This window comes from Burkholderia sp. BDU5, from assembly GCF_001522845.1.
Classification (GTDB): Bacteria; Pseudomonadota; Gammaproteobacteria; order Burkholderiales; family Burkholderiaceae; genus Burkholderia; species Burkholderia mayonis.
Genome location: NZ_LOWC01000012.1, coordinates 16,880 through 29,589, shown reverse-complemented (window position 1 = coordinate 29,589; position 12,710 = coordinate 16,880). Strand labels below are relative to the sequence as shown.

Genomic DNA, 12,710 nt, shown 5'->3' with positions numbered 1-12,710 from the left:
CGAGGCGGTTCATGCGCTACCCCGCCCGCGATGCCGACGCCCCGGCCGCCGCCATCGCCTTCTCGGCCTGTCGCTGCGCTTCTTCGACCGCGCGAGTCTCGGCCTCTCCGGCTTGCCGCGACGCGTTTGCCACGGCGGCCTCGCCCGCAGCCGCGCCGCTTAACGCGGCCGCGAGCGCTTGCTCGGCCAACGCCATCGCCTCGAGCGCGGCATGACTCCCGTCGGCCGCGCCGGCGTGCGCCGTGCTGTTCAACGCGGCGCGCATCGCCTTGTCGCTGGCCGCGACCGCGTTGTCGACCGCCTCTTGCGCCTGCATTTCGGCGATCTGCGAAATGGACTCGGGCGGATTCGTTGCCGATACGTCACGTCGAGGTTTCATCGCGTGCCTCGCTTGTTCGGAGCCGGAACCGCACCGGTGGAAACGACATCCGTCTTTACGCCGGTGTGCAATGCGTGCAGCGATTCCAGCAGCGCCAGTTTGGCTTCCAAGACCATCTGCTGAGCTTTCGCGCGCGCTTCCTTGCGCATGTCGGCGACGGCGGCGTGCGGGTTCGTGAATTCAGCCGGTACGTCGGCCGGCGTGATGGACGGCGCGACGCCGGAAGGGGCACGCACGCTTAGCCGCTCGGCCGCCGCTTGCGAGTCTTCCGGCCGTTCGGATGCGTTCGAAATCGGTATCTTTGGAATGCTCACGATACGTTCTCCTGTTCTGCGATTGCGGTTTCCGTCACGGCGGGCGCAAGCGCCGCCGGCACGGCGGGTCTCGCGCCGAAGTCGTTCAGTGAAATCACGCCGCTGCCGCTCAACTGCAATTCGGCACGCAATTGAGCGGACTCGACGGGGAACAGACAGGTCGCGCCATCCTGGCCCATCGTGCCGCTGTCGGGCTGGTGGGCGGCCAGAAACGACTGTGCCGCGTGCATGAAGAGCTCGACGATGCGCTTGGCCGCTTCGCCGGTCTCGCCCTTGTAGGCGGTGTGCTGAACGATCTGCTGGGCGCCTTGCGACAGCCTCGCAAAGCCCACCATTCGGCCTTGAGCGAGCCAGTTGCGCACGGTCTGCGCGACGTCGGACGGACCTGCCAGGCCCTGCACCTGCGGACAGTCCAGTGCGCCGAAAAGAATCGGCAGCAGCGCTTCCGAGGCGTCCGTAGCCGCGGCTTCGCGTCGCTCGGGCGTGGCGGCGCTGCTGTTCAGTTGTTCCGCGTAGTCGAGGTAGAAGCGGTAGAAGTCGCAGAATTCGAGCACGGTGCGCGCCTGCTTCAACGCGAACGATGCGGCCTCCTGCTGCAGCGGCTGTTGCCGTGCGCCCTGCGGCAGGTGCATCAGGTTCGTGACCGCCAGGCTGTCGTCGAAGCCGAGAGCCTGGAACAGTGGCGCCGACTTGACGCCCAACTGCGCGAGGAAGCTGACGCCCGCGGCCAGCTCGTCGCGGGTGACGAGACCGTGTTCCGAGAGGACCTTCGCCACTTGCGCGGCCACGACGGAAGAGCCGTCGCCGCTCTCGGCGCGCGCGAGGATGTTCAAGTCAGCTAGGCTCAGCGTCATGAGCTTGACCGGGCTGATCGTCAGCCCGAGCTGCGGCAGCAGCGTGTAGCGCGACGCGTGCAGCCCTTGCTGGACCGTGGCGATCAGCTCCGTCTCGTCCGCGAAGTCGTAGCGCGCCGACGGCGCGGTGGCGGCCCAGACCAGCCACTCTATGCCGCCGTCGACGAACGCGAGCGCGAGCCGTCCGATGTCGGACAGCGCGTTGGGCAGCGGTATCAGCTTGCCGGCAACGGATACGGTCATGGCGATGCTCCTTGATCGGACTGCGGGGGCTTACGGGTTCGCTTCAGCCGGCCGGGAATCCCTTGAGCACGTTCGCGGCGACCGAGCCGATCTTCGCGTAGTCGTCGGTTGCGGACTTCATCATTTCCTGCGCCTGGGTGAGCGCCGTCGCGTATTGCGGCTTGCCGGTGGCGAGAAGCTGCGCCATCGCCACGCCGGCCGCCGTCGTCGCGATCGTGGTGATGTTGCGCAGCGCGTCGGTCGCGTCCTGCACCGCGAGCGCGGTCGATTGGGCGACCGACTGATAGGCCTTGCCCGCACCGCTCGTCAACACCACCTGCGGACTCATCGTCGCGAGCTGGCTCTGGTTGATCACGTCGATGACTTGAGAGTTGACCTTCGAGGGATCCATGACATTTCCTTCGGTGGAGTGGGTGTGTCAGCAGGCAGCGCGAAATCCTTCAGTTCTTGCCGCTCGGTCCGCCGTGGTTCGGCGTGCCGCCGCCCGGCTTCGACAGCGCGGCCGTGACCGATTGCGCGAACTGGTCCAGCGCATACTCGGCGTCGCCCGCGTCCTTCACGGCCGTGTCGGCCGAGGCCTTCAGCTCGTCGAGGGCGGCCTTGGCTTCGCCGAAGGCCGTCTCGCTTTCCTTGACGGCGGCCTCCACGACGGAGGCCGGCGACATTGATTCGTCGGGACCCGGCAGCGGATGCACGTCGGGCGGCGGCGTCGGCGCGGGCGGCGGAGGCGGCGGCGGGACCGGGAACGGTACGGCGAGGATCTTCGCGCACGCGGCCGTCAGCGCGGCCGAATTGATCATGCCTGCGCTTTGCTGGCGGCTCACCGCGTTGTGCATGGCCATGCCGAGCGTTTCCAGCAAGACGGCGTCGAGCATGCCGAACGCCTGTGATGGCGATTGGCCGGTCGTCAGCGTGACGACGTTGCTGACGGCGTCGACGATTTGACTGTTGACGGAGCTGTCATCGGTACTCATGACGGTTAGCTTCCCTGTTGGCTTCCCTTTGCGATGATCAATGCGAGTACCTGAGTCGTGGCCGCGTCGGCGATGACCTGGCCTCGCTGCTGATTGGCGACGGCATTGCTCATCGCGATGCCGATGCTGTCGGCCATCGCGAGATAGGTCATTGCCATCGCGACTGCGGCCGTTTGGCCCACGGCGAGCGCTGGCATAGCATCGACCGGATCAGCGGGATACCCGATGGCTGGCGTGCGTGGCGCCCGCGTGCCCCAGTGTCTCGGCCGCGGGCGTCAAGCGCGGTTATCTCAGGCCGAGAATCTCCGCGGTGGCAGCGCCCGTGGTGCCTGTTTCCACCGTCAGCAGCGTGGACACGGCCTGCGTGGTGGATGCCTGCATCGTCACGTACGATTGCTGCTGATTGTTGGTGGCGTTGTGGGCGGCGTTCGACAGCGCCTGGCTCGTTGCCACATACAGGTTGCCCATCGCGACGGATGGCGCGTCGCCCAGCACTTTCGTGTTGACTTGCGAGACCGAATCGGTGATCTGGCTGTTGACTGAAGTGGGAAATGCCATGATTCATGCTCCTAAATGTTTGGATGACAGGTGGGGGTCGGTGATCAACGCATGAGCCCTCAGCCGAGGATTTTCTTGGTCGCCATTGCCGTACTGCCGGTATCCAACGAGTACAGCAGCGCGACACCCATCGTGGTCGCAGCCTGTGCCGTGACGTACATCTGTTGTTGCGCCAGCGTCGCGTTGTGCGCAGCGTTGGCCAACGCCTGCGCGGTGGCCTGGTACAGGTTGCCCATCGCAATGGACGGAGACACCCCCAGCACCTGGGTGTTCGCCTGCGTCACCGAATCGGTGATCTGGTTGTTGACGGCAGTGGGAAAGGCCATGTGTTCAACTCCTTGGGGTCAACTGTTTCCGGCGATCCTCAGGTGCCGAGGATCTTGGTGGTGGCGATCCCGGTCGTGGCCGTGTCGAGCGAATACAGCGTCGCGACGCCCATCGTGGTGGCGGCTTGCGCCGTGACGTAGCTCTGTTGCTGCGCGTAGGTCGCGTTGTGCGCCGCGTTGGCCAAGGCTTGCGCCGTGGCCTGGTACAGGTTGCCCATCGCGATGGCCGGCGCGTCGCCCAGCACTTTGGTGTTGGCCTGCGTGACGGAATCGGTGATCTGGTCATTGACGCTGGTCGGAAAAGCCATGTCGGGCTCCTCAATGAATTAGGCTTGGGCGGTCAGCTGCCGAGGCCGCGAACGCCGGTGCTCAGGATGTCCTTGGTCGCCACGCCGGTGGCGGCCGTGTCGAGCGAGTACAGCGTCGCGACGCCCATCGTGGTGGCGGCCTGGGTCGTGACGTAGCTTTGCTGCTGCGCGTTGGTGGCGTTGTGGGCGGTATTGGCAAGTGCTTGCGCCGTGGCCTGATAGAGGTTGCCCATCGCGATCGCCGGCGCGTCGCCCAATACCTTGGTATTGGCCTGCGTGACGGAATCGGTGATCTGGTCATTGACGCTGGTCGGGAATGCCATGGTGGCTCCTTGATAAATGTAAGACTGCCTTTCGGCGGGATGTTCTTCCGGTACGAACCCTGCGCTGTGTGGTAGGGCCGTGAAAACATCGTAGGAAAGCAATGACGAGCGCGATTGGCGCAGCCGATGGAAAACACGGCGCCGAATCGCGGAAACCGTTGTAATCAGCCAAAACGGACTGCCCATGCGGATCAGCGATTTCGCTGCATGGGGGGCCAGCGCCTTTGCGGAACGAAACGCGGCATACGGAAAAAACACCGATTTGCGGTGGAATTTCCGATTGGATCCTGGGGAACGGAGCGTGCGACGCCGGACCGGTAAGCTGTCTCGAGTGTTTTCCTCGATTGCCGCCGAGGCGGACGCGCATCTCGGCAAGGCAATGCGGCTTTGCGGGAAAGAAAGCGAGGCAACGCGGCTATATACCGGACTTACGATTTGCGAGGGGGGAGGCGGCTTGCTGGCCGGATTCGACGTGAACACAGCGCTTGATCGAATTCATGCTTGCAGCGCACAGACGGACGACGAAGGGGCCGCGATGCCGCACAAACACAAAGGGGAAATGAGAAGGGCGGGCTGGAGCGCGAACCCGAACCCGGACTCGGAACAATCGGGCTAATGATGCACGGGATATTGGACCGGGCAGCCATCCACGAGCAGTTTGCCGTGCTCGAGAAGGTGATCTTTAAGTGTCTTGGGCGGTGAACTGATCCGCCACCTAGGGGACGAGAAGGGCGAACCGAAGTGAGCGGGCGGCGCAAACAGCTGCAACGGCAGCCGCCACGAACGGATCACGGTCGAATACGACTTGGCACGCTTCCGAGCTCACGTTGATCAAGAAACGCGCTTGTATGTTTAACCCAGACAGGCCCTAGCGCGCGGCCGCGACGCGTCCGTCCGGTCCGTAGAAGCCGTTGCGCTGCGGCGCGGCGCGCAGCACGGACAGCGTTCGTTCGTTATAGTCCATCCGGATGCGGATCAGCATCCCGTTGATCGCATTCGCGTGGCGCGCGCGTTCTGCCGATTGTTGCAGCAACTGCCAGCCGTTCGCGAGACGCGCGTCGTTTTCGGCCGCGCGATCCATGCCCGTCTTGCCGGCCGGCAGGCCGAGCGACGCGAGCAGCGTGTCGCGCTGGCGTTCGAGGTGCGCGAGCTTCTCGATCAGCTCGGATTTCCTGTCGACGATGCCCGGCAGCGCCTCGAGCGGCGACGCCGTCGTCAGCGCCTTTTCCTCGTAGGCGAGCAGGGACGCGAACGCTTCGACCGTCGCGTGCTCGTCGTTGACCGTGGCCAGCAGTTCGTCTCTCATCTCGTTTGGCTCGACATGCCGGCGCGCGGACCGTCCGCGCGCCGTGCTTCGCGTTTCTTCGTCCGGCCGCGAAGCCGGTTCAGCTGTTGCCCGCCTGCGGCGGCTGCTTCAGCAGTTCGCGGGCGGTCTGCAGGATGCCGTCGGCGATCTTGCCGGTGTCGATCGACAGTGTGCCGTTCTTGATCGCGTCCCGAATCGCCTCGACCTGGGCGGTATCGATGTCGGCGCTGCCCGATGCGGCCAGGCTGCGCAGCGTCGACGACAGGCCAGACAGGCTCACGTTCGCGTCTCCGCCCGTCGGCGCGCCCGCGGCGCTGGCGGGCGTCCGGGCCGAGGCCGGCTGGCCGGCTTGCGTGCGAGCCGCGCCCGCACTGGCGTTCGACAGCGTGCGGGCGTTCGAAGTAGTGGTGGAATCGACTTTCACGATGGTGTTTCCTGTACGGGTTTGACCACGATAACGGCAAGGCCGGCCCGAACTTTAGCACCCGTTTTTCGGTAAATCCCTGAATCAACGAAAGTTTGCAATCTTAGAGGGGGATCTCGACTGTCGCGGCGTCCTTGACGATCGCCGTGACGATCTGGCCCGCGGCCATGCGCACCCGTACCTGCTGGCCGGGCGCCGCGTTGTTGAGCACGCTGCCCTCGGCCGAAATCGTGAACCCCTGCCCCGACGCGACGACCCGCACCGTCTGGCCGATCGATACCGACGCCGCGCTCTTCAGGAGATCCCGGCGCAGCGGCAGCCCGGCCGCGACCCGCGTGAGCGCGGTCGCGCCGACCGCCTGGGTCGGATCGGTGATCACGGCGAGCGGCAGCATCGTCAGATCGCCGTCGCGCGCGACGAGGTCGGCCGCCGAGAGCGCCTCGCCGGGCGAGATCTGGCGCGCGGCGACGTAATAGGTCGCTTGGACGGCGAGCTTCGCCTGCAGATAGATCGTCCACGGACGCTCGCCCGCGCAGCGCACGCCGACCGTCGTGCGGCCCCAGAGGCGCGCGCCCGACGGCAGGAACGGCTCGAGCGTCGTACACGTGGCGAGGCCGCGCGGGAACGCGGGCGCGACGGTGATGGCGGTCTTGCCGGGCAGGCCCGCCGCCTGCTGTTGAAGAAACGCGAGCGCGGCGCGGCGGATCGTTTCGCCGTCCTGCTGGCCGGCCGGGACCGGAGCGGAGGCTGTCGCATTGGCGGAGGCGGCCGGCGCGGCGGTCGTCTGCGCGCCAGGGGCGTTCGTTGCGGGCGCGGCCGCGCGAATCGGCGCGGGACGGGCGGGCAGCGCGCTTGGCGCGGGCTCCGTGCGGAACGAGACGGGGATCATGCCGCTTTGTGCGGCGGCCTGGGCGCGCTGAGCCCGCCACGGCTGGGCGGCCGCCCGTGCGTTCGCGGGCGGGCCGGTGGGCACGGCCGCATCCTGCGCGACGACCGTCGCGACCTGCTGCGCGTTGGCCGGCGCGCGCGATGCAGCGACCGCGCGGAATGCGGGATTGACGTCGGCAGCAACGCTTGCCGCCGGATTGCTCCGGTTCGCGGTGACGGGCGCGGTCGCGCCGGCCGGATTGTTCCATCGGGCGCTCGTCGGCGCGGCGCTTGCGGGAAGATTCGATCCTGCCGTCGCCGATGCGGGATTCACCTGACCGTTCCACCCGCCTCGCGGGGCGGCCGCGATCGCTGGCCGCTTCCATCCGATCGCGGGCGATGCCGCAATCCGGCCGTTCGATGCGGGCGGACCCGGTTCGATCACGATCTGGCCGTTGCTCTGCTCGGCTGCCGTCGGGGCGTAGGCTGGATCGCTCGACCCGGCCCCCGGCGGCGCGCCGGCTCGGCCGTTCCATGCGGCGGCCGCCTGCGCGGCGGCCTGAGCGTTCCGCCCGCCCACGCGTGCCGTATTGCTGCCCGATCCGTTCCATCCGACGGCGGCCGGCGTGCTCGCTCCCGCTGCATTGGCGCCGCGCGCGTTCGCCGCATTCGCGTTCGCGAGCGCCGTTTCGGCCGATTCGCCGCGGCCCGGAATCACGATCATCCCGCCGTCGCCCGCCTGCTGCGCGAGCGCGGCGCACGTCCAGCCCGCCAGTGCGAGCGCCACGGCAAAGCGCGCGCGCGTTGCGCGGCTTGCGTCTGTCGTCATCGCGCCCTCCTCGAAACCGTTTGGTACGGGGTTGCATTCTAGGGATGGGCGCCCGCCGGCAAACCGCGAATAGAGGGGCCCTTTGCCGGTTATTCGCCCGATTGCCCGTTGCGTCGCCCGCCTACCATGCGTCCCATGGGAAAAAGCCTCTTTGGCCGTCCATGGTCAGCCGCCCGCGGTTCGCGGTCGACCGCCGGCGGCGAAAGAGCAGCGCATCTTCAGACGGAGACTCGCAGATGCTGGACAAACTCGATGCCGAATTCGCATTCGGCCGCCAGGCGCTCGACGTGCGCACGTATCGGCAGGAACTGCTGTCGTCGAACATCGCGAACGCCGATACGCCGGGCTACCGCGCGCGCGACGTCGACTTCTCGTCGACGCTCGCCCGTGCGCTGAAGCAGGACGGCGCGCGCTCCGCCGGCAACGCGGCGCAGCTTCCGCTCGCGCAGCCGGCCGGCGTGACGAGCGGGATGTCGATGGCGACGACGTCGGGCTCGCACATGGCGGGCAACGTGAAGCTGATCCCGACGGGCGGCCCGAGCGACGACTACGGCCGCGCGCAGTACCGGATCCCGCAGCAGCCGGCGCTCGACGGCAACACCGTCGATCTCGACACCGAGCGCGTGCAGTTCGCCGACAACGCGGTGCACTACCAGGCCGGGATGACGGTGATGACGCAGCAGATCAAGACGATGATCGCCGCGATCACGTCGAATTCGAGTTCGTGACGCGCCGCTTCGGCGCGTTTCCCGCGTGCCGCGCGCGTCACGGGAAACGTTTGAATGGGCGCGCAACGCGATAAGGAGTACGCATGCCTTCGTTGATGAACATTTTCGACGTCGCGGGTTCCGCGATGTCGGCCCAGTCGCAACGTCTGAACGTGACGGCGTCGAACCTCGCGAACGCCGACAGCGTGACGGGTCCCGACGGCAAGCCCTACAAGGCGAAGCAGGTGGTGTTCGCGACCGCGCCGATGGGCCGCGCGCGCACCGCGTCCGGCCAGGGCGTCGGCGGCGTGCAGGTGACCAAGGTGATCGACGATCCGTCGCCGATGAAGACGACCTACGACCCGTCGAACCCGGCCGCCGACCAGAACGGCTACGTGACGATGCCGAACGTCGATCCGGTGCAGGAGATGGTCAACATGATTTCCGCGTCGCGTTCATATCAGGCGAACGTCGAGACGCTCAACACCGCGAAGCAACTGATGCTGAAGACGCTGACGATCGGCAGCTGACGCGCCCTTTTCCATCGACTGAAAACACGCATAGCAGAGGAAGGCGAATCGGAATGACATCCTCCTTGACCACCATCGGCGGCAGCGGCACGACCGTGAACACGCTGCCGTTCGACACGATGAGCTCGAACAGCCAGTCGTCGAACACGACGGGCGCGAGCACGACGAGCGGTACGACCGGCACCAGCAGCTCGAACGCGAACATCAACGTCGCGAGCTCGCTGTCGACCACGTCGGCGAGCGATCTGCAGACGACGTTCCTCAAGCTGCTCGTCACGCAGTTGCAGAACCAGGATCCGACGAGCCCCGTCGACAGCTCGCAGATGACGTCGCAGCTCGCGCAGATCAACACGGTGAGCGGCATCGCGCAGTTGAACACGTCGCTCACGTCGCTGTCGTCGCAGCTCACGGCCGGCCAGCAGACGCAGGCGGCGATGTTGATCGGCTCGAACGTGCTGGCGCCGGGCAACACCGTACCTGTCAAGAGCGGCGCGGCGTCGCCGTTCGGCGTGCAGCTGACGAGCGCCGTGTCGAACCTGACGATCACCGTGAAGAACTCGTCAGGCGTCGTCGTCAACACGATCAACGCGGGCGCGCAGTCGGCGGGCACCGTGCCGTTCAACTGGACGCCGACCGACACGGCCGGCAACAAGCTGCCCGACGGCACCTACACGATCAGCGCGAGCTACACCGACACGTCCGGCCAGCAGTACGCGCCGACGACGCTGTCGTCCGCGCAGGTGCTGAGCGTCGTCAAGCAGGCCGACGGCACGCCGGGGCTCGTGCTGTCGAACGGATCGACGGTCGGCTTCAGCCAGGTCGCATCGATCTTCCCGAACACCACGACGAGCGCGTCGAACGGCAGCGCCTCGTCTTCCACCAACTGATCCAGCTTCTTCGCCACGGAGACCGAGATGGGCTATCAACAAGGTTTGAGCGGTTTGGCAGGCGCGTCGAGCGACCTCGACGTGATCGGCAACAACATCGCGAACGCGAACACGGTGGGCTTCAAGGGAAGCACCGCGCAATTTTCCGACATGTATGCGAATTCGGTCGCGTCGGCTGTCAACAATCCGATCGGCATCGGCACGATGCTCGCGTCGGTGCAGCAGCAGTTCAGCCAGGGCACGATCGCGTCGAGCACTTCGTCGCTGAACGTCGCGATCAACGGCAACGGCTTCTTCCAGATGTCGAACAACGGCGTCGTCACGTACTCGCGCGACGGCACGTTCCAGCGCGACAAGAACGGCTACATCGTCAACTCGCAGGGCCTGAACCTGATGGGCTACGCGGCCGACTCGAACGGCGTGATCAACAGCGCGGCGACCGTGCCGCTGCAGGCGCCGACGACCAACATCGCGCCGACCGCGACGACCAAGATCACCGGCCAGTTCAACCTGAACTCGCAGGACCCGGTGCCCGCGACGACGCCGTTCAACTATTCCGATCCGACGAGCTACAACTACACGACGTCGGTGCAGGCGTTCGATTCGCTTGGCGGCTCGCAGAACGTCAACCTGTACTTCGTGAAGAGCTCGACGACGGGCCAGTGGGAAGCGTACGCGGGCCCGTCGGGCCAGACGCCGACCGATCTCGGCTCGGTCAGCTTCAACACGGCGGGCACGATCACGGGCACGTCGACGCCGGCCGGCGCGCCGACGACGAACGTCGGTCAGTTCTCGTTCTCGATTCCGACGACGACGGGCGCGGCGAACCCGCAGAATCTGACGCTCGACCTGACGGGCACCACGCAGTACGGCGGCAAGAACGGCATCAACAACCTCGCGCAGAACGGATTCGCGAGCGGCGTGCTGACGACGTTCTCGATCGGCGCGGACGGCAAGCTGACCGGCAACTACTCGAACGGCCAGACGTCGACGCTCGGGCAGATCGTGCTCGCGAACTTCAACAATCCGAACGGCCTCGTGAGCGTCGGCAACAACCAGTACGTCGAGACGGCCACGTCGGGTGTGCCGCAGATCTCGGTGCCCGGCAGCACGAACCACGGGACGCTGCAGGGCAGCGCGCTCGAAAACTCGAACGTCGACCTGACGAGCCAGCTCGTGAAGCTGATCACCGCGCAGCGCAACTACCAGGCGAACGCGCAGACGATCAAGACGCAGCAGACCGTCGACCAGACGCTCATCAACCTGTAAGCGGCCTTCGCGGACAACAGCCAGCCATGGACCGACTGATCTATACGGCGATGACGGGCGCGACGCAGTCGCTCGAGCAACAGTCCGTCGTCGCGAACAATCTCGCGAACACGTCGACGACGGGGTTCCGCGCACAGCTCGCGACGTTTCGTGCGGTGCCGATGAACTTCGACGACGGCAGCGGCAACGTCGATCCGTCGACGACCCGCACCTACACGCTGTCGTCGACGCCCGGCGCGGACTTCACGCCGGGCCCGATCGAGCGCACGGGCAATCCGCTCGATGTCGCGGTTCAGGGGCCGGGCTGGCTGTCGGTGATGCTGCCGGACGGCTCCGAGGCGTACACGCGCGCGGGCAACCTGCACGTCGACCAGAACGGGCAGCTCGTGACCGCGAACGACCTGCCCGTCGTCGGCAACGGCGGCCCGCTCGCCGTGCCGCCGAACGCGCAGCTGACGATCGGCCAGGACGGCACCGTGTCGGCGCTGATGCCGGGCGATCCGCCGACCGCCGTCGCGATGATCGATCAACTGAAGCTCGTGAATCCCGATCCCGCGACGATGAAGCGCGGCGACGACGGCCTGTTCCGCACCGCGGACGGCAATCCCGCCGATGCCGATCCGGCCGTGAAGGTCGTGCCGAATTCGCTCGAAGGCAGCAACGTCAATCCGGTGGCGGCGATGGTGTCGATGATCGACAACGCGCGCGCGTTCGAATTGCAGACGAAGCTGATCCAGTCCGCCGACCAGAACGAGCAGGCGGCGAACCAGCTGCTCAATTTCAGCTAAGCACAGCCAAGCGCCAGACAAGGAGTCAACACGTGAACCGTTCCCTTTACATCGCCGCGACCGGCATGAACGCGCAGCAGTCGCAGATGGACGTGATCTCGAACAATCTCGCGAACGTGAGCACCAACGGCTTCAAGGGCTCGCGCGCGGTGTTCGAGGATCTGCTGTACCAGACCGTGCGCCAGCCGGGCGCGAACTCGACGCAGCAAACCGAGCTGCCGTCGGGCCTGCAGCTCGGCACGGGCGTCCAGCAGGTCGCGACCGAACGGCTCTACACGCAGGGCAATCTGCAGCAGACGGGCGGCTCGAAAGACGTCGCGATCAACGGCCAGGGCTTCTTCCAGGTGCTGATGCCGGACGGCACGAACGCCTATACGCGCGACGGCTCGTTCCAGACCAATGCGCAGGGCCAGCTCGTCACGTCGAGCGGCTATCAGGTGATCCCGGCGATCACGATTCCGCAGAACGCGACGTCGCTCACGATCGGCAAGGACGGCGTCGTGTCGGTCACGCAGCCGGGGTCGAACAACGCGGTGCAGATCGGCGCGCTGCAGATCGCGACGTTCATCAATCCTGCCGGCCTCGAGGCGAAGGGTGAGAACCTGTTCGCGGAAACCACGTCGTCGGGCCAGCCGAACGTGTCGCAGCCGGGCCTGAACGGCGCGGGCACGCTCAACCAGGGCTACGTCGAGGCGTCGAACGTGAACGTCGTCCAGGAGCTCGTCAACATGATCCAGACGCAGCGCGCGTACGAAATCAACAGCAAGGCCGTGACCACGTCCGACCAGATGTTGCAGACCGTCACGCAGATGTCGCGCTAACCG

At 66.4% G+C, this 12,710-nt stretch carries 20 protein-coding genes; 7 read left to right on the top strand and 13 right to left on the bottom strand.

All coding sequences use genetic code 11. From position 1 onward, the window contains the following. Positions 1 to 16 precede the first annotated feature (16 nt). From WS69_RS03020 to WS69_RS02975, 10 genes are all read right to left on the bottom strand, one after another. Positions 17 to 316 (bottom strand): hypothetical protein, encoded by a 300-nt coding sequence (locus tag WS69_RS03020; RefSeq protein WP_226382781.1) that lies wholly within the window; start codon positions 314 to 316, stop codon positions 17 to 19. 59 nt (positions 317 to 375) lie between these two features. Next, the gene (locus tag WS69_RS03015; protein ID WP_059469337.1) at positions 376 to 693 is read right to left on the bottom strand and encodes a hypothetical protein; all 318 of its coding nucleotides are present in this window, start codon (positions 691 to 693) and stop codon (positions 376 to 378) included. Continuing rightward, positions 690 to 1,790, bottom strand: coding sequence for a hypothetical protein (locus tag WS69_RS03010; RefSeq protein WP_059469336.1), 1,101 nt, complete (start codon positions 1,788 to 1,790; stop codon positions 690 to 692). The genes WS69_RS03015 and WS69_RS03010 overlap by 4 nt, the downstream gene beginning before the upstream one ends. Before the next feature lie 43 nt (positions 1,791 to 1,833). After that, entirely contained in the window at positions 1,834 to 2,181 is a 348-nt protein-coding gene (locus WS69_RS03005; protein WP_059469335.1) for a hypothetical protein, read from the bottom strand. Between the two features lie 49 nt (positions 2,182 to 2,230). Then, entirely contained in the window at positions 2,231 to 2,764 is a 534-nt protein-coding gene (locus tag WS69_RS03000; RefSeq protein WP_059469334.1) for a RebB family R body protein, read from the bottom strand. Positions 2,765 to 2,769: 5 nt separating this feature from the next. Next, positions 2,770 to 2,961, bottom strand: a complete 192-nt coding sequence (locus tag WS69_RS02995) for a RebB family R body protein (RefSeq protein ID WP_059469333.1) — start codon at positions 2,959 to 2,961, stop codon at positions 2,770 to 2,772. 88 nt (positions 2,962 to 3,049) lie between these two features. Next, positions 3,050 to 3,322 (bottom strand): RebB family R body protein, encoded by a 273-nt coding sequence (locus tag WS69_RS02990; RefSeq protein ID WP_059469332.1) that lies wholly within the window; start codon positions 3,320 to 3,322, stop codon positions 3,050 to 3,052. 59 nt (positions 3,323 to 3,381) lie between these two features. Next, the gene (locus WS69_RS02985) at positions 3,382 to 3,648 is read right to left on the bottom strand and encodes a RebB family R body protein (RefSeq protein WP_006024228.1); all 267 of its coding nucleotides are present in this window, start codon (positions 3,646 to 3,648) and stop codon (positions 3,382 to 3,384) included. A gap of 38 nt (positions 3,649 to 3,686) precedes the next feature. Further along, positions 3,687 to 3,956, bottom strand: coding sequence for a RebB family R body protein (locus WS69_RS02980; protein ID WP_006024229.1), 270 nt, complete (start codon positions 3,954 to 3,956; stop codon positions 3,687 to 3,689). Positions 3,957 to 3,988: 32 nt separating this feature from the next. Beyond that, positions 3,989 to 4,279, bottom strand: a complete 291-nt coding sequence (locus tag WS69_RS02975) for a RebB family R body protein (RefSeq protein WP_010101057.1) — start codon at positions 4,277 to 4,279, stop codon at positions 3,989 to 3,991. Between the two features lie 184 nt (positions 4,280 to 4,463). On the opposite strand from WS69_RS02975, the gene WS69_RS34450 reads away from it, so the two are divergent. Then, positions 4,464 to 4,895 carry a hypothetical protein gene (locus WS69_RS34450; protein WP_226382780.1) on the top strand — a complete coding sequence of 144 codons (432 nt, stop codon included), beginning with the start codon at positions 4,464 to 4,466 and terminating at the stop codon, positions 4,893 to 4,895. A 252-nt stretch (positions 4,896 to 5,147) separates the two neighbouring features. Here WS69_RS34450 and WS69_RS02965 read toward each other — a convergent pair whose 3' ends face one another. The 3 genes from WS69_RS02965 to flgA all read right to left on the bottom strand — a co-directional run bounded on the left by WS69_RS02965 (position 5,148) and on the right by flgA (position 7,705). Beyond that, positions 5,148 to 5,585: a flagella synthesis protein FlgN gene (locus tag WS69_RS02965; protein ID WP_059469331.1), complete on the bottom strand. Its 438-nt coding sequence runs from the start codon at positions 5,583 to 5,585 to the stop codon at positions 5,148 to 5,150. Between the two features lie 79 nt (positions 5,586 to 5,664). Continuing rightward, on the bottom strand, positions 5,665 to 6,009 hold the full coding sequence (gene flgM, locus WS69_RS02960; RefSeq protein ID WP_059469330.1) for a flagellar biosynthesis anti-sigma factor FlgM: 345 nt from the start codon (positions 6,007 to 6,009) through the stop codon (positions 5,665 to 5,667). Between the two features lie 103 nt (positions 6,010 to 6,112). Next, entirely contained in the window at positions 6,113 to 7,705 is a 1,593-nt protein-coding gene (gene flgA, locus WS69_RS33975; protein ID WP_059469329.1) for a flagellar basal body P-ring formation chaperone FlgA, read from the bottom strand. A 236-nt stretch (positions 7,706 to 7,941) separates the two neighbouring features. Here flgA and flgB point away from each other — a divergent pair, with 236 nt between their 5' ends. The 6 genes from flgB (at position 7,942) to flgG (ending at position 12,707) form a co-directional block, all read left to right on the top strand. Next, positions 7,942 to 8,433: a flagellar basal body rod protein FlgB gene (gene flgB, locus WS69_RS02950; RefSeq protein WP_010112961.1), complete on the top strand. Its 492-nt coding sequence runs from the start codon at positions 7,942 to 7,944 to the stop codon at positions 8,431 to 8,433. A gap of 83 nt (positions 8,434 to 8,516) precedes the next feature. Further along, positions 8,517 to 8,942 (top strand): flagellar basal body rod protein FlgC, encoded by a 426-nt coding sequence (flgC, locus tag WS69_RS02945; protein ID WP_059469328.1) that lies wholly within the window; start codon positions 8,517 to 8,519, stop codon positions 8,940 to 8,942. 53 nt (positions 8,943 to 8,995) lie between these two features. After that, a complete protein-coding gene (flgD, locus tag WS69_RS02940; protein ID WP_059469327.1) occupies positions 8,996 to 9,829 on the top strand; it encodes a flagellar hook assembly protein FlgD in 834 nt (277 codons plus the stop codon). Positions 9,830 to 9,856: 27 nt separating this feature from the next. Then, on the top strand, positions 9,857 to 11,098 hold the full coding sequence (flgE, locus tag WS69_RS02935) for a flagellar hook protein FlgE (RefSeq protein ID WP_059469326.1): 1,242 nt from the start codon (positions 9,857 to 9,859) through the stop codon (positions 11,096 to 11,098). A 26-nt stretch (positions 11,099 to 11,124) separates the two neighbouring features. Beyond that, a complete protein-coding gene (gene flgF, locus WS69_RS02930; RefSeq protein ID WP_059469325.1) occupies positions 11,125 to 11,886 on the top strand; it encodes a flagellar basal-body rod protein FlgF in 762 nt (253 codons plus the stop codon). Between the two features lie 32 nt (positions 11,887 to 11,918). Beyond that, positions 11,919 to 12,707 carry a flagellar basal-body rod protein FlgG gene (gene flgG, locus WS69_RS02925; RefSeq protein ID WP_059469324.1) on the top strand — a complete coding sequence of 263 codons (789 nt, stop codon included), beginning with the start codon at positions 11,919 to 11,921 and terminating at the stop codon, positions 12,705 to 12,707. Positions 12,708 to 12,710 lie beyond the last annotated feature (3 nt).